This is a genomic window from Streptomyces albiaxialis (assembly GCF_039530985.1).
Lineage (GTDB): Bacteria > Actinomycetota > Actinomycetes > Streptomycetales > Streptomycetaceae > Streptomyces > Streptomyces albiaxialis.
Genome location: NZ_BAAAPE010000002.1, coordinates 459,747 through 482,657, shown reverse-complemented (window position 1 = coordinate 482,657; position 22,911 = coordinate 459,747). Strand labels below are relative to the sequence as shown.

Genomic DNA, 22,911 nt, shown 5'->3' with positions numbered 1-22,911 from the left:
TGGGCAGGGGACGAGAAGTGAGCGAGGAACGAGAGTTGAGCAACGACGGCGCCACCGAACCGGCGACCACCGAGGCGTTCCTCGCCCACCGCAACCTCCTCTTCACCGTCGCCTACGAGGTGCTCGGCTCGGCGGCCGACGCCGAGGACGTCCTCCAGGAGAGCTGGCTGCAATGGGTCAAGGCCGATCGGGGGCAGGTGCGCGACCAGCGTGCCTTCCTCGTCCGGATCACCACCCGCCAGGCCCTCAACCGGCTGCGCGCCCTCAAGCGCCACCGCGAGGCCTACGTCGGCCCCTGGCTGCCCGAGCCCCTGCTCACCGCACCCGACGTGGCCGAGGACGTCGAACTCGCCGAGAGCGTGTCGATGGCGCTCATGCTCGTCCTGGAGACGTTGTCACCGACCGAACGAGCCGTCTTCGTGCTGCGCGAGGCCTTCGACGTCGGCTACGACGAGATCGCCGAGGCCGTCGGCAAGAGCCCCGCGGCCGTACGCCAGATCGCCCACCGCGCCCGCCGCCACGTCGACGCCCGCCGCCCGCGCCGGGAGGTCTCCTCGGACGAGGGCCGGGCGGTCCTGGAGTCGTTCCGGCGCGCCGTGGACACCGGGGACCCGCAGATCCTCCTCGACGTGCTCGCCCCCCAGGTCGTCCTGATGGGCGACGGCGGCGGCATCCGGCACGCCACGCTGCGGCCGGTCACGGGCGCCGAACGGGTGGCGCGGATGTTCACCGGCGGCCTCGGCAAGGTCCAGGGCACCCTCACCACCGAACCGACCATGGTCAACGGCCATCCGGCACTCCTCGTCCGCCTCGACGGCGAGATCGACGGCGTCATGGCGATCAGCGTCGAGGACGCCCGCGTCACCGGTCTCTACTACGTCCGCAACCCCGAGAAGCTGTCCCGCATCACCGCCACGACCCCGCTCACCCTGCGCTGACCTCCGTCGCTGTCACGCGAGATTGGCGAAGGCCTCCACGTCCCCTGTGCGGCCGGTCACCACGATCACGTCGCCTTTCTCCACGACGGTGTCGGCCGTCGCGTAGGTGAAGCCCTGGCCGGGCCGCTTGATGCCGACCACGGTCACCCCGTGCTCGGACCGCACCCGGGATTCGCCCAGGGGCAGGCCGGTGGCGACCTCGGGGGCGACGGTCTTGACGAGGGCGTAGTCGTCGTCGAACTGGATGAAGTCCAGCATCCGCCCGGTGACCAGGTGGGCGACCCGCTCGCCCATCTCGTGTTCGGGCAGTACGACGTGGTGGGCGCCGAGGCGTTCGAGGATCTGGCCGTGCTGGCGGCTGATGGCCTTGGCCCAGATGTTGGGGACCTCGGCGTCCAGCAGATTGGAGGTCACCAGGATGCTCGCCTCGATGTCGGTGCCGATGCCGACGACGGCGCTGGAGAACTCGTGGACGCCGAGCTGGCGCAGCGCTTCCATGTCGGTGCAGTCCGCCACGGCGGTGTGGGTGAGGGCGTCGGCCAGTCTCTGCACCAGTTGGGGGCTCTCGTCCAGGCCCAGTACGTCCCAGCCGCGCCGCATCAGCTCCACGGCCACCGAGCTGCCGAACCGGCCGAGCCCGATCACGGCGATCCGCTGATCGGCCGCCTTGCGCCGCCCGCGCCCTCCCGCGGGCGGGGACTGCTGCTTGCGCCGTCGGCGGCTGAGGGAGTGGCGTTGATGGCTCATGCGGTCACCCATGGTCGTGGTCAGCCAATGATCGGTCGTTCTTCGGGAAGCTGATAGCGGCGCGTCCGCTCGCGCAGCGCGAGCGCGGACACCAGGGTCACGGGTCCCAGCCTGCCCACGAACATCAGCAGGATCACGATCAGCTCCCCGCCCGTTCCCAGGTCGGAGGTGATGCCCGCGGAGAGTCCCACGGTGCCGAACGCCGAGACCGCCTCGAACAGTACGTACTCGAACGGTGCCTTGACGACGGTCAGCAGCGCCAGGGTCGCGCTCGTCACCAGCCCGACCCCGAGCAGCACCACGGTCAGCGCCTGCCGCAGCACGTGCGGGGCGAGCTTGCGGCCCAGCACGCCGGAGGTGGGCTCGCCGCGCACCTCCGCCAGGATCGCCACGGCCAGCACCGCGAACGTCGTCACCTTGATGCCGCCCGCCGTGCCCGCGCTGCCGCCGCCGATGAACATCAGCACGCAGGTGCTCAGCAGGGTCGCCGGTTCCATCTTCCCGATGTCCAGCGCGTTGAAGCCGGCCGTGCGGCTCATCGTGGAGTGGAAGAAGCCGTTGAGGAGCTTGTGCCCGGTGTCCAGGGCGCCCAGCGTCGCCGGGTTCCGCCACTCCAGCAGGCACGTCAGCAGCGTGCCCGTGGCCAGCAGCCCCGCCGTGGTGATCAGCGTGAGCTTGGTGTGCAGCGACCAGCGGCGCGGGCCGCGCGAGCGCGAACGGTGGCGCAGCAGCTCCAGCAGCACGGGGAAGCCCAGGCCGCCCAGGATCACGGCCGCCGAGATCGGAAGCTGCACCCACGGATCGGTCACGTACCGCATCAGGTTGTCGGGACGGAGACCGAAACCGGCGTTGTTGAACGCGGAGACGGCGTGGAACACCGCGTGGTGGACGGCTTCGCCGAAGGACATCGCGTACCCGTAGCGGAAGCGCAGCGCGAGCGCGGCGGCCACGGACAGCTCCACGATCAGTGTGGTGCCCGCCACACCGAGCAGCACCCGGCGCACCTGCCCTATGTCCAGCGTCTTGGTCTCCGCCTGCGCCGTGAGCTGCATCCGCAGCCGCAGCCGCCCCGAGACCAGCAGCGCGAGCAGCGAGGCCAGCGTCATGATCCCGAAGCCACCGATCTGGATCAGGGTGAGGATGACGCCCTCGCCGAACCCGGACCAGTACGTGCCGGTGTCCACCGTCACCAGCCCCGTCACGCAGACGGCCGAGACGGCGGTGAACAGCGCGGTCACGAAGCCCGTCGACGTCCCGTCGGCCCGCGCCACCGGCAGCGTCAGCAGGGCCGCGCCGGCCAGTGCGGCGAACGCGAAGGCCAGCACCGTCACCCGGGCGGGATGCGCGCGCAGCAGCGAGAACCGCGCCAGAGGTCCAGCCATCCGCCTGCCGCTTCCCTTACGCCGCCCTGTCGAAGATCCGACGCCACCTTAACCGGACATCTGTTCTCCGCCCCTCCAGTGCGTTCCCCCGCCGGACAGCGCGCCGCGCGTCACGTCTGCTCGAAGCGGTATCCCCTGCGGGGCTCGTTGAGCAGATGACGGGGGTGCCGCGGATCCTGTTCGAGCTTGCGCCGCAGATACGTGATGTGGACCCGCAGGCAGTCGGTCCGGGTGCGGTGGCCGGGCCCCCACACCTCCTGGAGGAGCCGCTCGTACGGCACGGCCCGGCCGGAGCTGCGGATGAGGGTCTCCAGCAGGCGCCACTCGGTGGGGGAGAGCCGGACGGGACGGCCTTCGCGCCGGGCCTTCTTGGCCACCAGGTCGATGGTGACGTCGCCGGCGACGACGAGAGCCGAGGCGCCGGCGACTTCCCAGGCGGCCGCTCCCGGCGTCCGCCTGGCGTCCGCGCGGCGGGCTGCGGCACGGCGGGCCGCGGCGCGCAGCCGGGCGAGCAGCTCGTCCATGCCGAAGGGCTTGGTGACGTAGTCGTCGGCCCCCGCGTCGAGGACCCTGACCTTCTCCTCCGATTCCCGGCGCGCGGAGATCACCAGGACCTCGACCCGGATGCTTCCGGTCCACTCCCGCAGGGCCCTGATCACCTCGACGCCGTCCATGTCGGGCAGCCCTGAGTCGAGCAGGACGACGTCCGGGCGCCGCACGGCCGCCAGCCGCACGGCGCTCGCACCGTCGGGAGCGGCGTCCACTTCGTACTCCCGGTTCCTCAGCGCGAGCACGAGGTCGCGTACGAGCTGCGGTTCCTCCTCCACGACCAGGACCCGGGTCATCGGTTGAGGTCACCCGACCGGTTCTCGAAGGCTTCCGAGGAACCTTGGCGCGGCACTTCGTCCCCGTCGCCGTCCTTGCCGTTGTCGTCGTCGGTGGTCTCGTCGGTGGCCTCGTCGATGTGGAAGATCCGTGCGATCGGTACGTCGGTGCTGCTGTGCGCGACGATGGAGAAGGCGATGCACACCGCGATGAGGGTGAACGCCTCCTCGCCGTGCGGGATCCCGGCCTGGAGGACCAGCAGCCCGTAGACGACCGAGGCGAAGCCCTTGGGCCCGAACCAGGCGGCGACCAGCTTCTCCTTGCGCGGGAAGCGGGTGCCCAGCAGCGAGACCAGCAGCGAGGCCGGGCGGATCAGCACGATGGCCAGGACCACCACGACGTACCCGCCCACCGACAGGTCCGAGAACAGGCCCGGGGTCAGCAGCGCGCCGAAGACCAGCAGCGCGGCGAACTTCGCCAGCTCCGCCAGCGCCTCTCCCAGCGGCCGGAAGGCCTTCTCGGCCTCGGGCGAGCGCGCGGTCAGCACGGCCCCGGCCGAGAACGCGGCGAGGTAGGGGTTGGCGTGGGTCAAGTGGCAGACGGCGTACAGGATGACGCCGATCGCCAGCGGCAGCAGCGGCTGCAACTTCGGCTCGGCGCCCAGCAGCCGGAAGCGCACCAGGCCGATGACCAGCAGTGGCAGCGCGATGCCGAACGCCAGGCCCAGCACCAGCTCCAGCCCGATCATCGCGAGCGAGGACTCGGCGTGCCCGGCCGTCGGCCCGGCCGCGGCGATGAAGATCAGCACGATGGGCAGCGCGAGCCCGTCGTTGATTCCGCTTTCGACGTTGAGGAGCTGGCGCAGCTTCGCCGGAACTTCCTTACGGCCCACGATCGCCGAGGCGAAGACCGGGTCCGTGGGCGCGAGAACGGCTCCCACCAGGAAGGAGGTCGTCCAGTCCAGGCCCACCAGGTAGTGGGTGATCAGGGCCATGCCGACGAACGCCAGCGGCATCCCGAGCCCCAGCGCCCGCGCGGGGTTCTTCCAGTTGGCGCGCAGCGTGGGGAAGGAGACGTGCATCCCGTCCGTGAACAGCACCGCGAACAGCGCCAGATCCGCCGTCGTGGCCACGATCGCGCTGTCCGGCGTGATGTGGATCAGCCCCAGGAACCCGTCACTGACCAGCGCCCCACCCACGAGGAACAGCAGCGACGTCGACAGCACCGTACGGGCCGCGACCCCGGACAACAGCACCGCGACCAGCAACGCCGCCCCGAAAACAGCCACCAGCACCATGAAGGATCCCCCCGATCGGCAGACATACCAGCCCTGACCGCCGACCAGACTTCCCGGCACACCGCGAGGAACCTTACACACCCTTGACGCAACATTGGCAGGTGCATAGCACGAACTTGGGCACAGCCCCAGATTGCCGGAACCCGGCAACAGTACGGAGCGCGCCTCGATGGACGGGCGCCTCAACCGTCGCCTTCCCGGCAACATGAGGCGGAGGGGTCAGCGTTGACCCAACCGAAAGAACCGGAACTTCGGCCTACCCGAAGCTCAGCAGCACCGCCGCGAACATGACCAGTGCGCACGCGGTGGGGCACAGGGTCATCTCCGGGAGGCCGAGTTCGGCGGCCCGGACGGCGAGCGCGTTCCGGCGACGGCTGGGCGGGTCACCACAGCGTGTCCTCTGTCGTGGACGGTGGTGCGATGGAGGGGTGGCCGGGCATGCCCGGTGGGACGGCGGCGGCAGTGAGTGCGGCCCAGGTCGGGTAGTGCTCCGCCAGGTGGAGGAGGAGCAGGGCCGTGGCGCGGGCGTCGAAGGGTGCTCGGTGGCGTTGTCCGGCGACGCGGCTCAGGTCGGGACCGGTGCGGTCGAGCAGCCGGTCGAGGCCGTAGCCCTGTCGGCCGGGGTCCGCGTGTTCGGCCAGGCGCAGGGTGTCGATGACTCCGGCGGGCTGCCATCCGGGCAGGTGCCGCGTGAGGGCCCGGTATTCGACGCTCGCGTTGTGGGCGGCGATCCAGGCGCCCTCCAGCGGCTCGCGTACGTCGTCGGCGATCCGTTGGGCCCGGTAGCCGCAGGTGTACCGCGTGAAGGTGCGCGGTGGTTCGTCCAGGTCCTCGACCGGGATGGTCCGGTCGGTGACTTCAACGGGGGCGGCCCCACCCAGGGCACGCGCGGTGGCCTCCGCCTCAGTCCGGTCGGGTGCCTGACGGGCCGAGGCGTACCGCCCGACTGGGGTGGCGGGCCCGGGCGTCGGGGCGTCCGCCGTCAGTTCTCAGGGTTCAGGGGGCCGCGGCGGCGCGGGTTTCAGGCCGTCCAGGGTGAGGTCGAGGAGGCGTTCGGCCTGCCCTCGCTGCGCGGGCTCGGCCGAGGTGAGGGCGATGCCGGCCAGGGCGGCGAACATGTCGGTCGGGCTGATGTCCGAACGGATCGTTCCGGCAGCGGTATTGGCGTCCATGAGGGAGGAGAGGGCGGCCTGAATCATCTCGTGGCTTTCGGCGTACGGGTTGGTTCCCGAGGCGACGACGGCGCGCAGGGCGTCGGCCATGCCGAGTTTGGCGGTGGCGTAGTCGATGAAGCGCCGGGTCCAGGCCCGCAGCGCTTCAGGCGGTGACATCGACGCGAGGAGGCCGGGGACGGCGTCGCACAGCCGGGCCACTTCGTTCCGGTACGCCGCCTCGATCAGAGCCTCCCGGGTCGGGAAGTTGCGGTAGAGGGTGCCGCTCCCCACGCCCGCTTCCTTGGCGATGCGTTCGAAGTGCGCATCCAGTCCCTCCTCGGTGAACACGTGCACCGCGGCGGCCAGGATCTTCTCCCGGTTCCGCTGTGCGTCAGCCCTCAGTGGGCGTCCTGCGTCCCGGGCCATCAGTGGCTCTCCCTTGTTCCCACGTGTCTCCGCCTGTCTCTGCCTGTCCACGCCCGTCTCCGTTTGCTAAGTGGGGGCGCCGCCACTTAGTGTGCGTTAAGTGGCGGCGCCCCCACTTTCACTGTAGGGCACGGCCGCCGCCCCCCACTCCTCCGCTGGAAGGACCGCCCCTCATGTCGGGAATCGAAGGCAAAGTCGTGATGATCACGGGCGCGGGCAGCGGCATCGGCGAGGCGACCGCGCTCCTGCTCGCGGAGCGCGGCGCGAAGATCGTCCTCGGGGCCCGTCGTCCGGAGCGTCTTGAGGCTCTGGCCGCCCGCATCGAGGAGGCGGGCGGTGAAGCCGTCTGGGCCCGCACGGACGTGACGCGACGCGAGGACGTCTCCGGCCTCGTCGAGCTGGCACGCGAGCGTTACGGCAAGCTCGACGTCCTCGTCAGCAACGCCGGGGTCGGTCTGCTCTCCCGTCTGGACGACCTGCGCGTCGAGGACTGGGAGGAGATGATCGACGTCAACCTCAAAGGGGTCCTGTACGGGATCGCCGAGGCCCTTCCCGTCTTCCGGGAGCAGGGCTTCGGGCACTTCGTCAACACCGTCTCCACCGCCGGACTGCGCATCGTGCCGCTCCAGGCGGTGTACGCCGGCACGAAGAACGCTGTGCGCACCATCTCCGAGGGCCTGCGCCAGGAGGCCGGTGACAGCCTGCGCGTGACCGTCGTCTCGCCCGGCGCCGTCCGTACGGACTTCGCGGAGCGCATGGACCCGGCGGTGAAACCCCGGATCGACAAGATGATGGAGACCGGCCTTACGCCGGACGCGGTGGCCCGCGCCATCGCCTTCGCCATCGAGCAGCCGGACGGTGTCGATGTAGGCGACATCGTGGTTCGCCCCACCGCCCAGGGATAGTCCGCGAAACCGGGCGGCCTCAGTCCATCCCGCGCCTGCTGAACAGGCGTCAGCTCCACTGAACCCTCGGGCCGTCGGGAGGCGGGGGAAGGCGGGGCGGCCGCCCGTCTGGTGTGGTCGCGGCGGCGGGCCGCCGCGCTTCGCCCCCGTCGACCATCGCGAGCGGCACGGCCCCGGCGCACAGCGGCATGGCTCGGTCTTCGTCCAGCACCGCCCGGATCACATGCCGGGCGTTGTGTGCCATCGCGGGGTTCGTCCTGCGGTAGGTCGGCAGCGCGATCAGTGCTTGCGAGAGTGTCCGCCCCCGGCCGCGGATCCAGGTCGCGTCGTCCACGGCGAGCGCCTCGCGGAAGACTTCCCTCGCGTCGGCCGGGAGCAGATTCCACGCCGGGAACATGTCGCACGCCGGGTCTCCCACCCCCCGCGCAGTCGAAATCGATCGCCACTTGCGCAACAGGCCTTGGGGCAGGCCCTCATGGCCCGGATCGCCCACGGGCGGCGGCGGGCGGACCCGGCTGCCCGGCCGGGCGCCGGGCCCCCTCCCGGGGCGTCGGCAGGCGTATTCAGCGCACTAGGAGATCGATGGCGACCTCCAGTCGTTCGAGGTAGAAGTCCCGTGATGCGGCCTGGTGCTTGAGACCGATGGACGTGCTGATCATCGTCTGGGCGACTCGGACGGCCGCCGCGTGTCCCGTCTCGACGGCGATCGCGTCCGTGATCAGTTGCTCGAAACGCTGCGGCGTGGTCTCGACGATCTCCCCCAGGAGGCCGGGGTTGTCCTCGATGACCACCGCCACATCGCGCGCCAGCGGGCCGATGTACCGGCCCGCCCACTGGTCGAAGGCGTCGAGGAGGCGCTCCGCGAGGGGGCGGCCGGTGTCGGCCAGGACGTGCTCGACCGCCGTGATGTCGCGCTCCAACGCCTGGGTGACGGCGGCGCGGAACAGGCTGTCCTTCGAGGAGAAGAGGAAGTAGAGCCCGGGCCGGGAGATGTCGGCCGCCCGGGCCACCTCCTCCATCGAGGTCTTCCGGTAACCGAAGCGCGCGAACGTGACCATGGCGGAGTCCAGAACCATGGTCCGGCGGTCGGTGTCGGCGACTCTCGACGGGGGGTGGCCGGCATCGGGACTGCTCATGGGCGGAGCATACGAGCAGGGGTCTTACTATACAAATCAAGGCTAGCGCGTATAGTCGCCGCCATGGCTGCTCGCGAACCCATCTCCACACCCTTCACCGCCTCCAGCACCGCGGACGAGGTGCTGCGGGGCGTCGACCTCACCGGCGTCCGCGCGATGGTGACGGGCGCTTCCTCCGGGATCGGGGCCGAGACGGCTCGCGCGTTGACCGCTGCCGGAGCGGAGGTGACGCTCGCTGTCCGGAACGCGACGGCGGGGAACGCCGTCGCGGAGACGATCGAGAAAACGACGGGCGGGATACGGCCCCGAGTCGTCCGGCTCGACCTTGCCGACAAGGCCACCGTCACGCGATGCGTCGACGCGTGGGACGGCCCGCTTCACCTGCTGATCAACAACGCGGGCGTGGTCACCGGTGGCCTCGAACGCACACATGAGGGCTGGGAGTTGCAATTCGCGACGAACCACCTCGGCCACTTCGCCCTCGCCACCGGCCTTCATGACGCCCTGGCCCTGGGGGCGGCCGACCGCGACGGAGCACGGATCGTCTCGGTCAGTTCGACGGCGCACATGCGTGCCGGTATCGACTTCGACGACCTCCACTTCGAGCGTCGCGGCTACGACCCGCAGATCGCCTACGCCCAGTCGAAGACGGCGAACTCCCTCTTCGCCGTCGAGGCGACCCGCCGCTGGGCATCCGACGGCATCATTGCCAACGCGGTGAACCCCGGAGGTGTCGCGACGGGACTGCAGCGGAACTTCACCGCGCGACAGAAAGAGTCGCTCGACGCGGCCGAAGCCGCCGGAGTGTTCACGTACAAGACGGTCGAACAGGGCGCCGCTACCGGCATCGTCGCGGCCGTCGCCCCGGAGTTCGCGCGCTCCGGAGGCCACTACCTCGACGATTCACAAGAGGCCTACACCGTGCCGAACCACGCCGACCTCGCGCAGCACCCGCACGGCGTCAAGGAATGGGCACTCGACCCCGCCACCGCCGAGCGCCTCTGGACAGTCTCGACCGCCCTGCTGCGCGTCTGACCTTGGACGAGGCATGGCAGTGTTCAAGGTCTACCGGCATCTGATGCCGGGCTCGATCGGCAAGGCCGCGAAGATGCTGGACGTGGCGCTTGCTGCCTGAACGGTACGTGTGGGCGCCCGGCCGTTCCCGATCGCTCTGTGGGGGCCGAGAGGCCGTCCTTGCAGGTTCGGCAATCGGTGTCAATTCCGTCGCCCACGTTGCGGTTCCTCTATCCGCGGTCTGAGACGGAGATCAATTCACTTCGGTCCGTTCCGAGGGTCACTGGCTGTCGAGCGGTGACGAATGGTCGGGCACGTGTCGTTGTCGGTCCCACGGGGGCCTGGCGTAGCCGGTAGCGGCTGGGCGCGGTGGGAGGCTGAGCACCGGGGGCTCGACCGCGCGGTAGGGGACGGTGGAGAGGAGGTGGGCGATCATGTTGAGGCGGGCCCGGCGTTTGTCGTCGCTGTCAACGACGTACCAGGGTGACTCGTCGGCGTCCGTGTGAGCGAACATCTCGTCCTTCGCGCGGGAGTAGGACTCCCACCGCGTGATCGCCTCCAGGTCCATGGGCGACAGTTTCCAGCGGCGGGTGGGGTCTTCGAGTCTGCTGCGGAAGCGCTGTTGCTGGACGGCGTCGCTCACGGAGAACCAGTACTTGCGCAGCAGGATGCCGTCCTCGATGAGGAGGTGCTCGAAGACGGGGCACTGGCGCAGGAAGCGGCGGTACTCCTCGTCCGTGCAGAAGCCCATGACCCGCTCGACCCCGGCGCGGTTGTACCAGCTCCGGTCGAACAGCACGATCTCGCCCTCCGTGGGGAGGTGCGCGGTGTAGCGCTGGAAGTACCACTGGCCGCGTTCGCGTTCGCTGGGCGCGGGGAGCGCGGCGACACGGGCGAAGCGGGGGTTGAGGTGCTCCGTCACCCGCTTGATGGCGCCTCCCTTGCCCGCTGCGTCACGGCCCTCGAAGACGACCACGAGGCGGGCGCCCTCGACGCGCACCCACTCCTGGAGCTTCACCAGCTCCGTCTGGAGGCGGAAGAGCTCCTTCTCGTAGACCTTTCTGCGCAGTCGGCCGCGCCTCGCGGTGGTGCCATCGTTCATCCCGGTCCCCTTCCGTAGCTGCCTATGCCTCGGCAGCATGGCGTGTATCCGGGGGACTCGGGAATTCGGCTGCCTGGACAGGGGTGGGACGGCACGATGAACGGTGATTCTGCGGATGCCGGGGCAGGGGTGCCGCGGCTGCGGCTCGATGAGCTGCTGGAGGAGCTGGAGCGGCGCATCGGCGAGGTGCGGGGGACGCAGGACCGGCTGCACGGGCTGTTGGAAGCGGTGCTGTCGATCGGGCGGGGGCTGGACGTCGCGCAGGTGCTCAAGCAGATCGTGGAGGCGGCGGTCGTGCTCGTCGACGCGGAGTACGGCGCGCTCGGGGTGGTCGCGAAGGCCGGGGAGGACCGTGGGCTGTCGCAGTTCCTGACGGTTGGGCTGAGCCCCGACCAGGTGGCGGATATCGGTGAGTTGCCGAGCGGACACGGCATCCTGGGCGAGCTGATCCGGCATCCGGAGCCGCTGCGGCTGGAGGAGCTGTCGCAGCACCCGGCGTCGTACGGGTTCCCGCCCGGGCATCCGCCGATGCACTCGTTCCTGGGCGTGCCGGTACGGGTGCGGGAAGAGGTGTTCGGGAACTTCTACCTGACCGAGAAGCGCTCGGCGAAGGAGTTCGACGCGGAGGACGAGGCGGTGCTCTCCACGCTCGCGGCCGCCGCCGGCGTGGCGATCGAGAACGCGCAACTGTATGAGGAGGCGCGGCGCCGCGAGCAGTGGTCGGCGGCCGGGGCCGAGGTCATCGGGACGCTGCTGTCCGGTGCCCCCCGCGGGGAGGTCCTGGAGCTGATCGTGCGGCGCGCGAAGGACGTGGTCGCCGCCGACCTGGCTGCTGTGGTGCTGCCGGTCGAGGGCAGCGAGGGGCTGCGCACGGGACTGGCGGAAGGGCTGGGCGCCGAGGCGTTCCGTGGGGCGTCCGTGCAGCGGCACGACGGCTTCGTGGAGGAGGCGTTCGGCGCCGAGGCGCCGGTGGCGAGTGTGGACGTCCGGCGCGATCCGCGGGTGGGGGAGTCCGGTGCCGCGTGGTCCGGGCTCGGCCCCGCCGTGGCCGTGCCGATGGGCGCGGGCGAGGAGGCGCGGGGCGTGCTCGTGCTGGCACGCGCGGAGCGCGGAGTGCCGTTCGCCGAGGCCGAGATCGCCCCGGCACTCGGGTTCGCGAGCCAGGTCGCGTTGGCGATGGAGGTGGCCGAGCGGCGCCGGGACGCGGAGGCGGTGGCGCTGCTGGAGGAGCGTGACCGTATCGCCAAGGACCTGCACGACCTCGCGATCCAACGGCTGTTCGCCACGGGGATGACGCTGCAGAGCGCGCAGCGGCTCGCCGACCGGCCGGAGATGCGCGAGCGGCTGACGCGGGCGGTACGGGATCTGGACAGCACCATCAAGATCATTCGCTCGACCATCTTCGGCTTGCAGGCACCGGAGACGGACGGCGAACGGGAACGGGCCGGGCTGCGCGCACGGACGGCCGAGACCGTGGAGGACGCGGCGCGGATGCTGGGCTTCACCCCGGCGCTGCGCGTGGAGGGGCTGGTGGACACGTCCGTGCCGCTGCCGTTCGCCGATCAGGTGGTGGCCGTGCTGAAGGAGGCGCTGAGCAACGTCGCCCGGCACGCGGGAGCGAGCGCGGTGGACGTCCATCTGACCGCCGGGGAGGGACGGCTGGCCCTGACCGTCACCGACAACGGGCGCGGCCTGCCCGAACAGTCCCGCCGCAGCGGCCTGCGCAACCTCGCCCAGCGCGCCGAACGGCTCGGCGGCGCCCTGGAGCTGGGGCAGGCCGACGGGGGCGGTGCCCGGCTGTGCTGGCGGGTGCCGCTGCCGGGGCACCCGGCCCCGTCCGGCGCGGGGGCCTGAGCGCCAGCCGCTTACGGCCTCCGGCTGCCCGAGGACCGGGGGCCGGTGGGGTCGTCGTCCTCGGTCGGAGGCTCGAGGCCGCTGGCGAGGACCGCCGCCTGGACCCGGCGCTGGACACCGAGCTTGCCGAGGAGTCGTGAGATGTTGTTCTTGACGGTCTTCTCCGAGAGGTAGAGCCGCTTGCCGATCTCCCGGTTGGTGAGCCCCTCGCCGATCAGCCGGAGGATGTCCTGCTCGCGAGGGGTCAGTCCGGCCACTCGGGAATCCTGCCGGGGCTCCGGCGGTTCGGCCGGGTCGGCGCGCAGAGAGCGCATCAGGACGCCGACGGCCGAGGGGTCGAGCATGGACTTGCCGGAGGCGACGGTGCGGACCGCGTCGACGAGGTCGGCGCCCTCGATCTGCTTGAGGACGTACCCCGAGGCCCCGGCCATGATCGAGTCGAGCAGGGCGTCCTCCTCATCGAAGGAGGTCAGCATCAGACAGGCGATCTGGGGGAGTTGGTCGCGCAGCTCGCGGCAGACCGTGATGCCGTCGCTCTCGGGCAGCCGTACGTCGAGCACCGCGACGTGCGGGCGCAGCGCGGGGACCCGGGTGAGAGCCTGGTCGGCCCTGGCCGCCTCGCCGACGACCTCGATGTCCTCCTCGACTCCCAGCAGGTCGGCGAGCCCGCGCCGCACCACCTCGTGGTCGTCGAGCAGGAAGACGCGGATCGGATTGTTCCGTGAGAATTCCCGTGTGTCGGTCATAGGGCTCCCCTCCCAGTCGCCGTCGCACCAGTGTTCAGCCCGACGAGTCGAACGGTCCACACCCCGCTTCGCCGTGTCTGAGATTGTTCTTCAACCTGAGCGCAGTCGGGCGCGCAGGACTGCCGCACCGTCCCCCTCCATGTCCTCGCAGGCGACTGTGCGGCCTGCCGCAAGCCCGCGATCGCGGTTTTGCTCGCGACGGTGAAATCGCGGCCGGCGAAGAACCGGGCCACGGCAGTCGTTGTGGCCACTGGAGGTGTCCGCTCAAGCCCCAATGGCCGGCGGATGTCCTCGCTGCCAACCGTTCGGCATGGATCGCCTGTTCCAGGGCTCTCCGGGTTTCCGGCACGTGTGGTTCAGCCATGGGGCGGCCTCCAGAGATCGGGTGTCCTCCATCAGACTCCCGCCGCCGCCCGAACTCATCGAGACCGCCCCCTCTCGCCCTGCAACGGCTGAAAGGTCAGGGAGCGGGCTCTCAGCCGAGGAGTCGGCAGTCGACGCCGACGACGCCTTCCACGCCCCGGACGAGGTGGGTGGCCAGCGGCGCGAGCGCGGGGTCACGGACCGTGCCGGTGACCGTGACGACGCCATCGGACGCGGTGACGTGCAGGGGTTCGAGGGGTACGGGGAAGAGCTCGGCGAGCTTGCGGCGTACTTCCTCGGCCAGCTCCTCGTCCGGGCGGAGAAAAACCTTGAGCAGGTCACTGCGGCTCACGACGCCCTCCAGCATGCCGTCCGGGCCGGTCACGGGCAGCCGCTTGACGTGCCTGCGTGCCATGATGCGGGCGGCCTCGGCGAGGGACGCGTCGGCGTGGACGGTGACCGCAGGGGCGCTCATCAGCTCCTCGGCGGTACGGGCCCCGGCCTTGGCCAGCTCCGCGACGCGGCGTACCCGGCCCGCGGGGGCGGGTACGGCGTCGCGGAACTCTTCCTTGGGCAGCAGGTCGGCCTCGGAGACCACGCCGATGACGCGGCCCTCGCCCTCCAGCACGGGAAGGGCGCTGACCTTCCACTGCTCCATGATCTTGATGATCTCCTTGAATCCGGCGTGACGGCCGACGGCGACGACCGTATGAGTCATCACGTCGCTCACGGTGTGCGGTGCGTGGTCCATCTTGTTCTCCTGTGGGGATGCGCGTGGCGCGGTTGGCGTGGTCTAGAGGTCGGCGGCGGCTCGTTCGTCGCGGTCCTCGGCCTTCTCGTGGGACAGCGGCGGGTCCAGGAGCCGGGTGCGGGCGGCCTGGAGTCTGCGGGCGATGATCCGTGCGACGAAGGCGGTGACAGCGCTGCCGAGCACGAGGTCGCGCGCGCACAGTTCCCGTACGGCGGCTGCGTCGAACTCGTAGGCGTGCACCCGTGTCACGGCCCGTGCGCCCAGGTGCCACTGGTAGGGCGCGAACATCCAGGACCAGCCGAGCAGTTCGCCGTTGCTCAAGGTCTCCAGAACCTGAGCGCGGCGGCCCGGGACGTGTGCTTCGAGCGCCACGGTGCCGCTGCGCAGCACCCAGAAGCGGTCGGCGGTGTCGCCCTCCTGGAAGAGCCGGGTGCCGGGCGGGAAAGAGACCTCCCGCGACAGGCGCAGCAGCTCCTCGCCATGGCCGTCGGGGAGCGTGGCCAACAGCCGGGTCTTCGTGATCACGACATGGTCCCTTCCGGTCTCACAGCTTGCGCATCCAGGTGTCGTCCACGTCCCGTAGCCCGGGGCCGGTGGGCGGCAGGTCGGAGTCGTCGATGTGGTACGTGAGTTTGTCGATCACCGAGACCACACCGTCCACGTGCTCGGTCATGCGCAGGGCGATGGGGATCTCGCTGCGGCGTTCGAGCTGCCCTTCGAGGGTCACCACACCGTCCTCGACGGTGATGTCGAGGGCGTTCCGGGCCAGCCACAACGTGCGGACGAGTACCTCGTTGGCGACCTCGGCAGCGATCTCCGGGTCCCGGCGGAGGAAGACACGCAGCAGGTCGTGCCGGGTGACGATCCCGGTCAGCCGCCCGTCCTCGCCGACGACCGGCAGCCGCTTCACGCCGTGCCGTGCCATCGTGCGCGCGGCCTCGGTGACCGTGTCGCCGGGCCGTACGGTCACCGCCGGCGCCGACATCAGCTCGCCCGCGGTCATCGCGCGGGCCTTGACCGCCTCCCGGCGTCCCGCACGGCCCCGGGCCAGTCGGCGCAGCCACGCGGGGGCGCCGTGGCGCCGTATGTCGGCCCGGTGCCGGTCTTCCTGGTCGGCCTGCCGGGCGAGGAGGTCGGCCTCGGAGACCACACCGAGGACGTGCCCCGCCGCGTCCGTGACCGGCAGGCCGCTGATGCGGTACTCGGCGAGCAGCCGCGCCACGCGCTTGAACGAGGCCCACCTCTGCACGTGGACGACCTCGTGTGTCATCACGTTCTCGATCCTGCGGTGCTTCACGGGACTCACCTCACGGGCGTGGGCCGACACGGCGGGGAGCGGTTCTCCCATGTCGAGCGTCCGTCCGCGGGGGGTGCGCGCTCCAGGGCTGGACGGTGCCGTGCGGGGGGCCGACCGGCTCTCGAAGGGAGGCCGAATCGCCCCTCCAGCCCGCCTCCCCGGAGGTGCGACGGTGCCGGAGGAAGGCATGAACGGCGGAGCGCGGCCTGTGGAGAGGTGGTGAGCGCGATGGAGGGACCCAACCGGCTTCCCCTGGTCGTGGGGGTGGACGGCGCCGAACCGAGTCTGCAGGCGCTGGACTGGGCGGCGCACGAGGCGCTGCGCCGGGGCACCACGCTGCGCGTGGTCCACGCGGCGGAGACCGCCGACCGGGAAGAGGCGGAGTCCGTTCTCGCCTCGGCGGCCGAACGCGCCCGTCAGGGGCGCGTCGCGCTCGGCCTGGACACCGTCACCGTCGCCGCTGAACCGGTCGCGGCGCTGCTCGACGAGGCCCGCAACGCCTGCGCCGTGGTGACCGGCTCCCGGGGGCGCGGCGAGATCCGTGGGCTGCTGCTGGGCTCGGTCAGCCTGGAGCTGGCCTCGCGCGCCGACTGCCCGGTGGTCGTGGTGCGCGGCGACGCGCCCCACCGCCAGGGCACCTTCCGCCGGGTCACGCTCGGCGTCGGCGAGGACCGGGACGCGGGGGCCGTGAGGTTCGCCTTCCGCGAGGCCGAGGAACGCGCCTGCGAGTTACGCGCCCTGCGTGCCTGGCGCTGTCCCACGCACGAGCTGGGAGACGTGCCGCTCGTCGCCGCGCATCCCGCCCTCGCCCACCGGGACCAGGCATGGAGCGTGCTGGACACCGCGCTGCGCGCATGGGCGGGCAAACACCCCGCCGTCACGGTCCGGCAGGACGTGGTCGAGGGAACGGCACGCAAGGTGCTGCTCGACGCCGCCGAGGACTCCGACCTCGTGATTGTCGGAGCGCACCGTCGCCAGGGCCACTTCGGGCGCCAGCTCGGCATGGTGGCCCACACCCTGCTCCACCACGCCGCGTGCCCGGTCGCCGTCGTGCCCGAACACATCTGAGTCTTCTTCTCTGACCTTTCGTGGAGGAACCCTGTGCAGGAGACGCCCGGTACGAGCCAAGGCGGTGCTCTCGTGGCCGCCGAGCCCGCCGACGTGAGCGAGGACGAGCTGCGGGCGCTGGACGCGCACTGGCGCGCGGCCAACTACCTGTCGGTCGGCCAGATCTACCTGTTGTCCAATCCGCTGCTGACCGAGCCGCTGCGCCCCGAGCACGTCAAGCCCCGGCTGCTGGGCCACTGGGGCACCTCGCCCGGTCTCAACCTGGTCCACACCCACCTCAACCGCGTCGTCCGCGCCCGCGCGCGGAAAGCTCTGTGCGTATGGGGCCCCGGGCACGGCGGACCGGCGGTGCTGGCCAACTCGTGGCTGGAGGGGACGTACAGCGAGACGTACCCGGACGTGGGCCGGGACGCGGCCGGGATGGAGCGGCTCTTCCGGCAGTTCTCCTTCCCCGGCGGGGTGCCCAGCCATGTGGCGCCCGAGACGCCCGGCTCGATCCACGAGGGCGGTGAACTGGGCTATTCCCTGGCGCACGCCTACGGCGCGGCGTTCGACAACCCGGAGCTGGTGGTGGCCTGCGTCGTCGGCGACGGTGAGGCGGAGACGGGGCCGCTGGCGACGTCCTGGCACTCCACGAAGTTCCTGGACCCGGTGCACGACGGGGCCGTCCTGCCGATCCTCCATCTCAACGGCTACAAGATCGCCAACCCGGCCGTCCTCGCCCGCCTCCCGGAGTCCGAGCTCGACGCGCTGTTGCGCGGATACGGTCACGAGCCCCTGCATGTCACGGGTGACAACCCGCGCGAGGTGCACCGGGCGATGGCCCGCACGATGGACCTGGCGTTCGACCGGATCGCCGCGATCCAGCGCGCGGCCCGCGAGGAGGGGCGCACGGAGCGTGCGGCGTGGCCCGTGATCGTGCTGCGTACGCCCAAGGGCTGGACGGGGCCGGCCGAGGTGGGCGGGGTGCCCGTCGAGGGCACCTGGCGTGCGCACCAGGTGCCGCTCGGGCAGGTCAGGGAGGACCCCGGGCACCTGCGCGAGCTGGAAAGGTGGCTGCGCTCGTACCGCCCGGAGGAGCTGTTCGACACGGACGGCGCGCCCCGGGGCGAGGTCCTCGCGTGCGTCCCCGGCGGCGAACTGCGGCTCGGGGCGAGCCCGCACGCCAACGGTGGGCTGCTCACCCGAGCCCTGCCCGTACCACCGCTGGAACGGTACGCGGTCACCGTGGACAAGCCCGGTGGCACGATGCACGAACCCATGCGGGTGCTCGGCGCGATGCTCGAACAGGTCATGCGGGACACGGCCGAGCGCCGTGACTTCCGTGTCGTGGGCCCGGACGAGACGGCCTCCAACCGCCTTCAGGATCTCTACCGCGCCACCGGCAAGGCGTGGCAGGCCGGGACGCTGCCCGTGGACGAACACCTCGCCCGCGACGGCCGCGTCATGGAGATTCTCTCCGAACACGTATGCCAGGGCTGGCTGGAGGGATATCTGCTCACCGGCCGCCACGGGGTGTTCTCCTGCTACGAGGCGTTCATCCACATCGTCGACTCGATGGTCAACCAGCACATCAAGTGGCTGAAGATCTCCCGGTCCCTCTCCTGGCGACGGCCCGTCCCCTCGCTCAACTACCTGCTGACCTCGCACGTGTGGCGCCAGGACCACAACGGCTTCTCCCATCAGGACCCCGGCTTCCCCGACCACGTCCTCAACAAGAGCCCGGACGTCGTCCGCGTCTACTTCCCGCCGGACGCCAACACCCTCCTCTCGGTGGCCGACCACGCCCTGCGCAGCCGCGACTACGTCAACGTGATCGTCGCGGGCAAGCAGCCGTGCTTCGACTGGTTGACGATGGACGAGGCCCGTGCCCACTGCGCGCGCGGCGCGGGCATCTGGGAGTGGGCGGGCACCGTCGAGGAGGGCCGCGAGCCCGACGTGGTGCTGGCCGCCGCGGGCGACGTACCCACCCAGGAGACACTCGCCGCTGCCCAACTGCTGCGCGAACACCTTCCGGGGCTCGGCGTGCGCGTCGTCAACGTCGTGGACATCGCCCGCCTCCAACCGCGCGAGGAGCACCCGCACGGGATGACGGAGCCGGAATTCGACGCGCTGTTCACCCGCGACAAGCCGGTGATCTTCGCCTATCACGGCTACCCTTGGCTCATCCACCGCCTCGCCTACCGCCGCACCTCCCACCCGCACCTGCACGTGCGCGGCTACAAGGAGTCGGGCACGACCACCACGCCCTTCGACATGGTGGTGCGCAACGACCTGGACCGCTACCGCCTCGTCATGGACGTCATCGACCGTGTCCCCGGCCTGGCCGTACGGGCCGCGGGCGTACGGCAGACGATGGAGGACACCCGCACCCGGCACCAGGCATGGATCCGCGAGCACGGCACCGACCTGCCCGAGGTCGCCGACTGGACCTGGACCCCGTGAAGGGGCCGCTGAGCGAGGCGCGCGCCGTGGTGTTCGACACCGACGGCGTCCTGCTGGACTCGGCGCGGGTGCACGCCGCCGCGTGGAAGGAGGCGTTCGACGCCTTCCTCCGCGTGGCCGCCCGGCAGCCCGGCGACGCCGATTCCGCGAGGCGCTTCAGGCCGTTCGACGCGGAGGACTACCGCCTCCACGTCGACGGCAAGTCGCGCCTCGACGGCGCGGCGGCCTTCCTCGCGTCCCGGAGGATCGCGCTGCCGCCCGGGAAGCCCGACGACCCGCCGGGCGACACGACCGTCGCGGCCCTCGCCGCGCGCAAGGAATCCCTCTTCGTCGAGCGCCTGCACACCCAAGGCGTCGCGACGTGGCCCGGCACCCTGCGGCTGCTGCGCGCTCTGGCCGGGGCGGGAGTGCCGTGCGCGGCGGTCTCCGCCTCCCGCCACGCCCGCGAACTGATCGACCGCGGCGGGCTGACGGACCTGCTGCGCACGGTCGTCGACGGCGGGGAGGCGGCGCGGCTCCGGCTCCCCGGCAAGCCCGATCCCGCACTGTTCCTGGAGGGCGCGGCGCGGCTGGGCGTGGCCCCGGAGCGGGCCGCCGTGGTCGAGGACGCCCTGGCGGGCGTGGCGGCCGGGCGGCGCGGCGGCTTCGGGCTGGTCGTCGGCGTGGACCGGTCGGCCGGCCCCACCAGCGGCGCCGACCTGCGCTCCCACGGCGCCGACCTCGTCGTACGCGATCTCGCCGAGCTGCTCGACAACGCGCGGGAACTCGACGACGCGCAGGAAGAGGAGTGAACGGTGACCGACTGGACCTGGGAGTACGAGGGCTACGACCCCGCCGAGGAGCCCCTGCGCGAGGCACTGTGCACCCTCGGCAACGGCTACTTCGCCACCCGCGGCGCCGCCCCCGAGACCGGCGCGGGACCGCCCCACTACCCGGGCACTTACGCGGCGGGTTGCTACAACCGGCTCGTCTCCACCGTCGCGGGCCGCGAGGTGGAGAACGAGGACATGGTCAATCTGCCCGACTGGCTGCCGCTGCGCTTCCGCGCGCTGCCGCCGGACGACGGACCACCCGGCCCCTGGTGGACGCCGGACGCGCACCCGCCCCTCGAACACCACCAGGTGCTGGACCTCCGGGCCGGCACCCTGACGCGGCGGCTGCGGCTGGACACCCCGCAGGGACCGCTGGCCGTCGAGCAGTGCCGCCTGGTGCACATGGGAGATCCGCACCTGGCGGCGCTGCGCACCACGTTCACCGCCGAAAGCGGCCCGATGCGGCTGGAGGCCGAATCCGCCCTCGACGGCACGGTCGTCAATGCCGGAGTCGCCCGCTACCGGGATCTGGAAGGACGCCACCTGACGGACGTCCGTACGGGCGAGGACTCCGCCGACCCCGGAACCGTCTGGCTGACCTGCCGCACCTCCGCCTCCGGCATCGGCGTGGCGCTCGCGGCGCGCACCCGCGCCGACGCGCCCGGCGGGGCGGCGCGCACCGACCTGTCCGGTGGGCGGGCCGCGCGGCGCCTGTCCTTCGCGCTACGCCCCGGCGTGCCGGTCACCGTGGAGAAGACCGTGGCGCTCTTCACCTCCCGCGACCCGGCGATCGGCGACCCGTGCGGTGCCGCCTGCCAGCGGGCGGGAACGGCCGCCGGATTCGAGGACCTCCTCGCCTCCCACGGCCGGGCCTGGAGGCACCTGTGGGACCGCGCCGAACTCGACGTGCCGGGGAAGGCGGGCCGCATCCTGCGGCTGCACCTCTTCCACGTCCTCCAGACGCTCTCCCCGCACACTGCCGAGCTCGACGCGGGCGTCCCGGCCCGCGGGCTGCACGGCGAGGCGTACCGGGGTCACGTCTTCTGGGACGAGCTGTTCGTCCTGCCCTATCTGAACCTGCACTTTCCGGAGATCTCGCGGGCCCTGCTGACCTACCGGCACCGCCGCCTGCCCGCCGCATGCCGTGCCGCGCGCGAGGCCGGGCGGAAGGGCGCCATGTACCCCTGGCAGAGCGGCAGCGACGGGCGCGAGGAGACCCAGACCCTGCACCTCAACCCGCGCTCCGGGCGCTGGCTCCCCGACAGCTCATGCCTCCAGCGGCACGTCGGCTCGGCCGTCGCCTACAACGTGTGGCGCTACGCGCAGGCCACCGGCGACCTGGGCTTCCTGCACACCAAGGGCGCGGAGACGCTGCTGAACATCGCCCGCTTCTGGGCGGACAGCGCGGAGTACGACCCGGGCGAGGAGCGGTACCGGATCCGGGGCGTGGTGGGCCCCGACGAGTACCACGAGGCGTACCCGGACGCCGCGGCGCCGGGCCTCGACGACAACGCGTACACCAACGTCACCGCCGCCTGGGTGCTGGCCCGCGCCGTGGAGCTGAGCCGCACGCTCCCCGCCCCGCGCAAGGCGCATCTGTTCGAGGACCTGGCCCTGGAGGAGGCGGAGCTGGAGCGGTGGGAGGACGTCTCCCGGCGCCTGCGGGTGCCGTTCCACGACGGCGTCATCAGCCAGTTCGAGGGCTACGGAGCGCTGGCCGAGCTGGACTGGGAGGGCTACCGCGCCCGGTACGGCGACATCCGCCGCCTCGACCGGATCCTGGAGGCCGAGGGGGACACCGTCAACCGCTACCAGGCGTCCAAGCAGGCCGACGTCCTGATGCTCGGTTTCCTCTTCCCGCCCCGCGAACTCGCCGCCCTCTTCGCGCGGTTGGGATACCGGCTCGATGACGGCCTGTGGCGCCGTACCGTCGACCACTACCTGCCGCGCACCAGCCACGGCTCCACCCTCAGCGGCCTGGTCCACGGCTGGCTGCTCGCCCGCGAGCGCCGCCCCGAGGCGTGGACGCACGTCGAGGAGGCCCTCACCGGCGATGTCGCCGACGTGCAGGGCGGCACGACACCCGAGGGCATCCACCTGGGGGCGATGGCGGGCACTCTCGACCTCGTCCAGCGCGGCCTGACCGGGCTGGAGTTCAGGGACGGCACCCTGCACCTGGACCCGGCACCACTGCCGCAGTTGTGCGAGTACGGGTTCTCCGTGCGCTTCCGGGAGTTCTGGGGCATCGGCGTGCGGGTCACGGCCGGCGCGCTCGACGTGTCGTTGCCGTCCACGGCGAACGCGCCGCTGCGTGTCGGTCTCCACGACCGCACGGTCACCGTGGCGCCCGGGGAGACGGCCCGTCTCGCCCTGCCCCGCTGATCGGCCGATGGGCGGACGCGGACGGGACGAAGACGACGGGGCAGCGGGCGTGGTGCGCGAGCGCGTCGACCACCGGGCCCCACGCCGCCTCCCTGCCGAAGCCGGCCACCAGCAGGTCGGCGCGCCGCGACGCCCACACCAGCGCCCTCGCCGGGCTCAGCCGCCGGACGTCCGGAACGACCGTCACCCCGGGGAACTTCTCCCGCCACGGCCGCAGCACCGCGCTCAACGCGCCCATCTCCTCCGCCTCCCAGCAACCGCGGTCCC

Annotated in this window: 20 protein-coding genes and 1 pseudogene; 8 read left to right on the top strand and 13 right to left on the bottom strand. The window is 71.6% G+C overall.

Annotated elements, in window-relative coordinates; genetic code table 11:
- The first annotated feature begins 17 nt into the window (after positions 1–17).
- Positions 18–938 (top strand): RNA polymerase sigma-70 factor, encoded by a 921-nt coding sequence (locus tag ABD343_RS07140; RefSeq protein ID WP_344525212.1) that lies wholly within the window; start codon positions 18–20, stop codon positions 936–938.
- 12 nt (positions 939–950) lie between these two features.
- Here ABD343_RS07140 and ABD343_RS07135 read toward each other — a convergent pair whose 3' ends face one another.
- The 5 genes from ABD343_RS07135 to ABD343_RS07115 all read right to left on the bottom strand — a co-directional run bounded on the left by ABD343_RS07135 (position 951) and on the right by ABD343_RS07115 (position 6,769).
- Entirely contained in the window at positions 951–1,685 is a 735-nt protein-coding gene (locus ABD343_RS07135; RefSeq protein WP_344525210.1) for a potassium channel family protein, read from the bottom strand.
- Positions 1,686–1,705: 20 nt separating this feature from the next.
- Positions 1,706–3,067, bottom strand: a complete 1,362-nt coding sequence (locus ABD343_RS07130) for a TrkH family potassium uptake protein (RefSeq protein ID WP_344525208.1) — start codon at positions 3,065–3,067, stop codon at positions 1,706–1,708.
- A 110-nt stretch (positions 3,068–3,177) separates the two neighbouring features.
- Complete coding sequence (locus ABD343_RS07125; RefSeq protein ID WP_344525206.1) at positions 3,178–3,912, bottom strand: response regulator; 735 nt, start codon at positions 3,910–3,912, stop codon at positions 3,178–3,180.
- Positions 3,909–5,189, bottom strand: coding sequence for a cation:proton antiporter (locus ABD343_RS07120; protein WP_344525204.1), 1,281 nt, complete (start codon positions 5,187–5,189; stop codon positions 3,909–3,911). The genes ABD343_RS07125 and ABD343_RS07120 overlap by 4 nt, the downstream gene beginning before the upstream one ends.
- Positions 5,190–6,178: 989 nt before the next feature.
- Complete coding sequence (locus ABD343_RS07115) at positions 6,179–6,769, bottom strand: TetR/AcrR family transcriptional regulator (RefSeq protein ID WP_344525202.1); 591 nt, start codon at positions 6,767–6,769, stop codon at positions 6,179–6,181.
- 173 nt (positions 6,770–6,942) lie between these two features.
- Between ABD343_RS07115 and ABD343_RS07110 the strand changes: the two genes are divergently transcribed.
- Positions 6,943–7,674 carry an SDR family oxidoreductase gene (locus ABD343_RS07110; RefSeq protein ID WP_344525200.1) on the top strand — a complete coding sequence of 244 codons (732 nt, stop codon included), beginning with the start codon at positions 6,943–6,945 and terminating at the stop codon, positions 7,672–7,674.
- Between the two features lie 199 nt (positions 7,675–7,873).
- On the opposite strand, the pseudogene ABD343_RS07105 reads toward ABD343_RS07110, so the two are convergent.
- Positions 7,874–8,095: pseudogene (locus ABD343_RS07105) on the bottom strand (phosphotransferase); the annotation flags it as partial.
- A gap of 142 nt (positions 8,096–8,237) precedes the next feature.
- Positions 8,238–8,810, bottom strand: coding sequence for a TetR/AcrR family transcriptional regulator (locus tag ABD343_RS07100; RefSeq protein ID WP_425578113.1), 573 nt, complete (start codon positions 8,808–8,810; stop codon positions 8,238–8,240).
- Positions 8,811–8,873: 63 nt separating this feature from the next.
- Here ABD343_RS07100 and ABD343_RS07095 point away from each other — a divergent pair, with 63 nt between their 5' ends.
- Positions 8,874–9,845: an SDR family NAD(P)-dependent oxidoreductase gene (locus ABD343_RS07095; RefSeq protein WP_344525198.1), complete on the top strand. Its 972-nt coding sequence runs from the start codon at positions 8,874–8,876 to the stop codon at positions 9,843–9,845.
- 259 nt (positions 9,846–10,104) lie between these two features.
- Here the strand turns inward: ABD343_RS07095 and ppk2 are convergent, their stop codons facing one another.
- Entirely contained in the window at positions 10,105–10,926 is an 822-nt protein-coding gene (ppk2, locus tag ABD343_RS07090; protein WP_344525196.1) for a polyphosphate kinase 2, read from the bottom strand.
- 96 nt (positions 10,927–11,022) lie between these two features.
- Between ppk2 and ABD343_RS07085 the strand changes: the two genes are divergently transcribed.
- Entirely contained in the window at positions 11,023–12,780 is a 1,758-nt protein-coding gene (locus ABD343_RS07085) for a GAF domain-containing sensor histidine kinase (RefSeq protein WP_344525194.1), read from the top strand.
- A gap of 11 nt (positions 12,781–12,791) precedes the next feature.
- Here the strand turns inward: ABD343_RS07085 and ABD343_RS07080 are convergent, their stop codons facing one another.
- The 4 genes from ABD343_RS07080 to ABD343_RS07065 all read right to left on the bottom strand — a co-directional run bounded on the left by ABD343_RS07080 (position 12,792) and on the right by ABD343_RS07065 (position 15,937).
- The gene (locus ABD343_RS07080) at positions 12,792–13,526 is read right to left on the bottom strand and encodes a response regulator (RefSeq protein ID WP_344525192.1); all 735 of its coding nucleotides are present in this window, start codon (positions 13,524–13,526) and stop codon (positions 12,792–12,794) included.
- Positions 13,527–14,001: 475 nt separating this feature from the next.
- Positions 14,002–14,640 carry a CBS domain-containing protein gene (locus ABD343_RS07075; RefSeq protein ID WP_344525190.1) on the bottom strand — a complete coding sequence of 213 codons (639 nt, stop codon included), beginning with the start codon at positions 14,638–14,640 and terminating at the stop codon, positions 14,002–14,004.
- A gap of 42 nt (positions 14,641–14,682) precedes the next feature.
- Positions 14,683–15,165, bottom strand: a complete 483-nt coding sequence (locus tag ABD343_RS07070) for a Crp/Fnr family transcriptional regulator (protein ID WP_425578112.1) — start codon at positions 15,163–15,165, stop codon at positions 14,683–14,685.
- Between the two features lie 19 nt (positions 15,166–15,184).
- Positions 15,185–15,937, bottom strand: a complete 753-nt coding sequence (locus tag ABD343_RS07065; RefSeq protein ID WP_344525188.1) for a CBS domain-containing protein — start codon at positions 15,935–15,937, stop codon at positions 15,185–15,187.
- Between the two features lie 228 nt (positions 15,938–16,165).
- Between ABD343_RS07065 and ABD343_RS07060 the strand changes: the two genes are divergently transcribed.
- The 4 genes from ABD343_RS07060 (at position 16,166) to ABD343_RS07045 (ending at position 22,644) form a co-directional block, all read left to right on the top strand.
- Positions 16,166–17,005, top strand: a complete 840-nt coding sequence (locus ABD343_RS07060) for a universal stress protein (protein ID WP_344525186.1) — start codon at positions 16,166–16,168, stop codon at positions 17,003–17,005.
- 72 nt (positions 17,006–17,077) lie between these two features.
- Positions 17,078–19,450, top strand: a complete 2,373-nt coding sequence (locus tag ABD343_RS07055; RefSeq protein ID WP_344525184.1) for a phosphoketolase family protein — start codon at positions 17,078–17,080, stop codon at positions 19,448–19,450.
- Positions 19,438–20,241, top strand: coding sequence for an HAD family hydrolase (locus ABD343_RS07050; protein WP_425578119.1), 804 nt, complete (start codon positions 19,438–19,440; stop codon positions 20,239–20,241). The genes ABD343_RS07055 and ABD343_RS07050 overlap by 13 nt, the downstream gene beginning before the upstream one ends.
- Positions 20,242–20,244: 3 nt before the next feature.
- Positions 20,245–22,644: a glycoside hydrolase family 65 protein gene (locus tag ABD343_RS07045; protein ID WP_344525180.1), complete on the top strand. Its 2,400-nt coding sequence runs from the start codon at positions 20,245–20,247 to the stop codon at positions 22,642–22,644.
- Here the strand turns inward: ABD343_RS07045 and ABD343_RS07040 are convergent.
- A complete protein-coding gene (locus ABD343_RS07040) occupies positions 22,598–22,882 on the bottom strand; it encodes a universal stress protein (RefSeq protein WP_344525178.1) in 285 nt (94 codons plus the stop codon). The two genes, ABD343_RS07045 and ABD343_RS07040, sit on opposite strands and share 47 nt — an antisense overlap.
- Positions 22,883–22,911 lie beyond the last annotated feature (29 nt).

Bases quoted from the DNA above. Each gene is read 5' to 3' on its own strand.
- ABD343_RS07135 (WP_344525210.1), bottom strand. From the start codon at position 1,685: ATGAGCCATCAACGCCACTCCCTCAGCCGCCGACGGCGCAAGCAGCAG.
- ABD343_RS07130 (WP_344525208.1), bottom strand. From the start codon at position 3,067: ATGGCTGGACCTCTGGCGCGGTTCTCGCTGCTGCGCGCGCATCCCGCC.
- ABD343_RS07125 (WP_344525206.1), bottom strand. From the start codon at position 3,912: ATGACCCGGGTCCTGGTCGTGGAGGAGGAACCGCAGCTCGTACGCGAC.
- ABD343_RS07120 (WP_344525204.1), bottom strand. From the start codon at position 5,189: ATGGTGCTGGTGGCTGTTTTCGGGGCGGCGTTGCTGGTCGCGGTGCTG.
- ABD343_RS07115 (WP_344525202.1), bottom strand. From the start codon at position 6,769: ATGGCCCGGGACGCAGGACGCCCACTGAGGGCTGACGCACAGCGGAAC.
- ABD343_RS07110 (WP_344525200.1), top strand. From the start codon at position 6,943: ATGTCGGGAATCGAAGGCAAAGTCGTGATGATCACGGGCGCGGGCAGC.
- ABD343_RS07100 (WP_425578113.1), bottom strand. From the start codon at position 8,810: ATGAGCAGTCCCGATGCCGGCCACCCCCCGTCGAGAGTCGCCGACACC.
- ABD343_RS07095 (WP_344525198.1), top strand. From the start codon at position 8,874: ATGGCTGCTCGCGAACCCATCTCCACACCCTTCACCGCCTCCAGCACC.
- ppk2 (WP_344525196.1), bottom strand. From the start codon at position 10,926: ATGAACGATGGCACCACCGCGAGGCGCGGCCGACTGCGCAGAAAGGTC.
- ABD343_RS07085 (WP_344525194.1), top strand. From the start codon at position 11,023: ATGAACGGTGATTCTGCGGATGCCGGGGCAGGGGTGCCGCGGCTGCGG.
- ABD343_RS07080 (WP_344525192.1), bottom strand. From the start codon at position 13,526: ATGACCGACACACGGGAATTCTCACGGAACAATCCGATCCGCGTCTTC.
- ABD343_RS07075 (WP_344525190.1), bottom strand. From the start codon at position 14,640: ATGGACCACGCACCGCACACCGTGAGCGACGTGATGACTCATACGGTC.
- ABD343_RS07060 (WP_344525186.1), top strand. From the start codon at position 16,166: ATGGAGGGACCCAACCGGCTTCCCCTGGTCGTGGGGGTGGACGGCGCC.
- ABD343_RS07040 (WP_344525178.1), bottom strand. From the start codon at position 22,882: ATGGGCGCGTTGAGCGCGGTGCTGCGGCCGTGGCGGGAGAAGTTCCCC.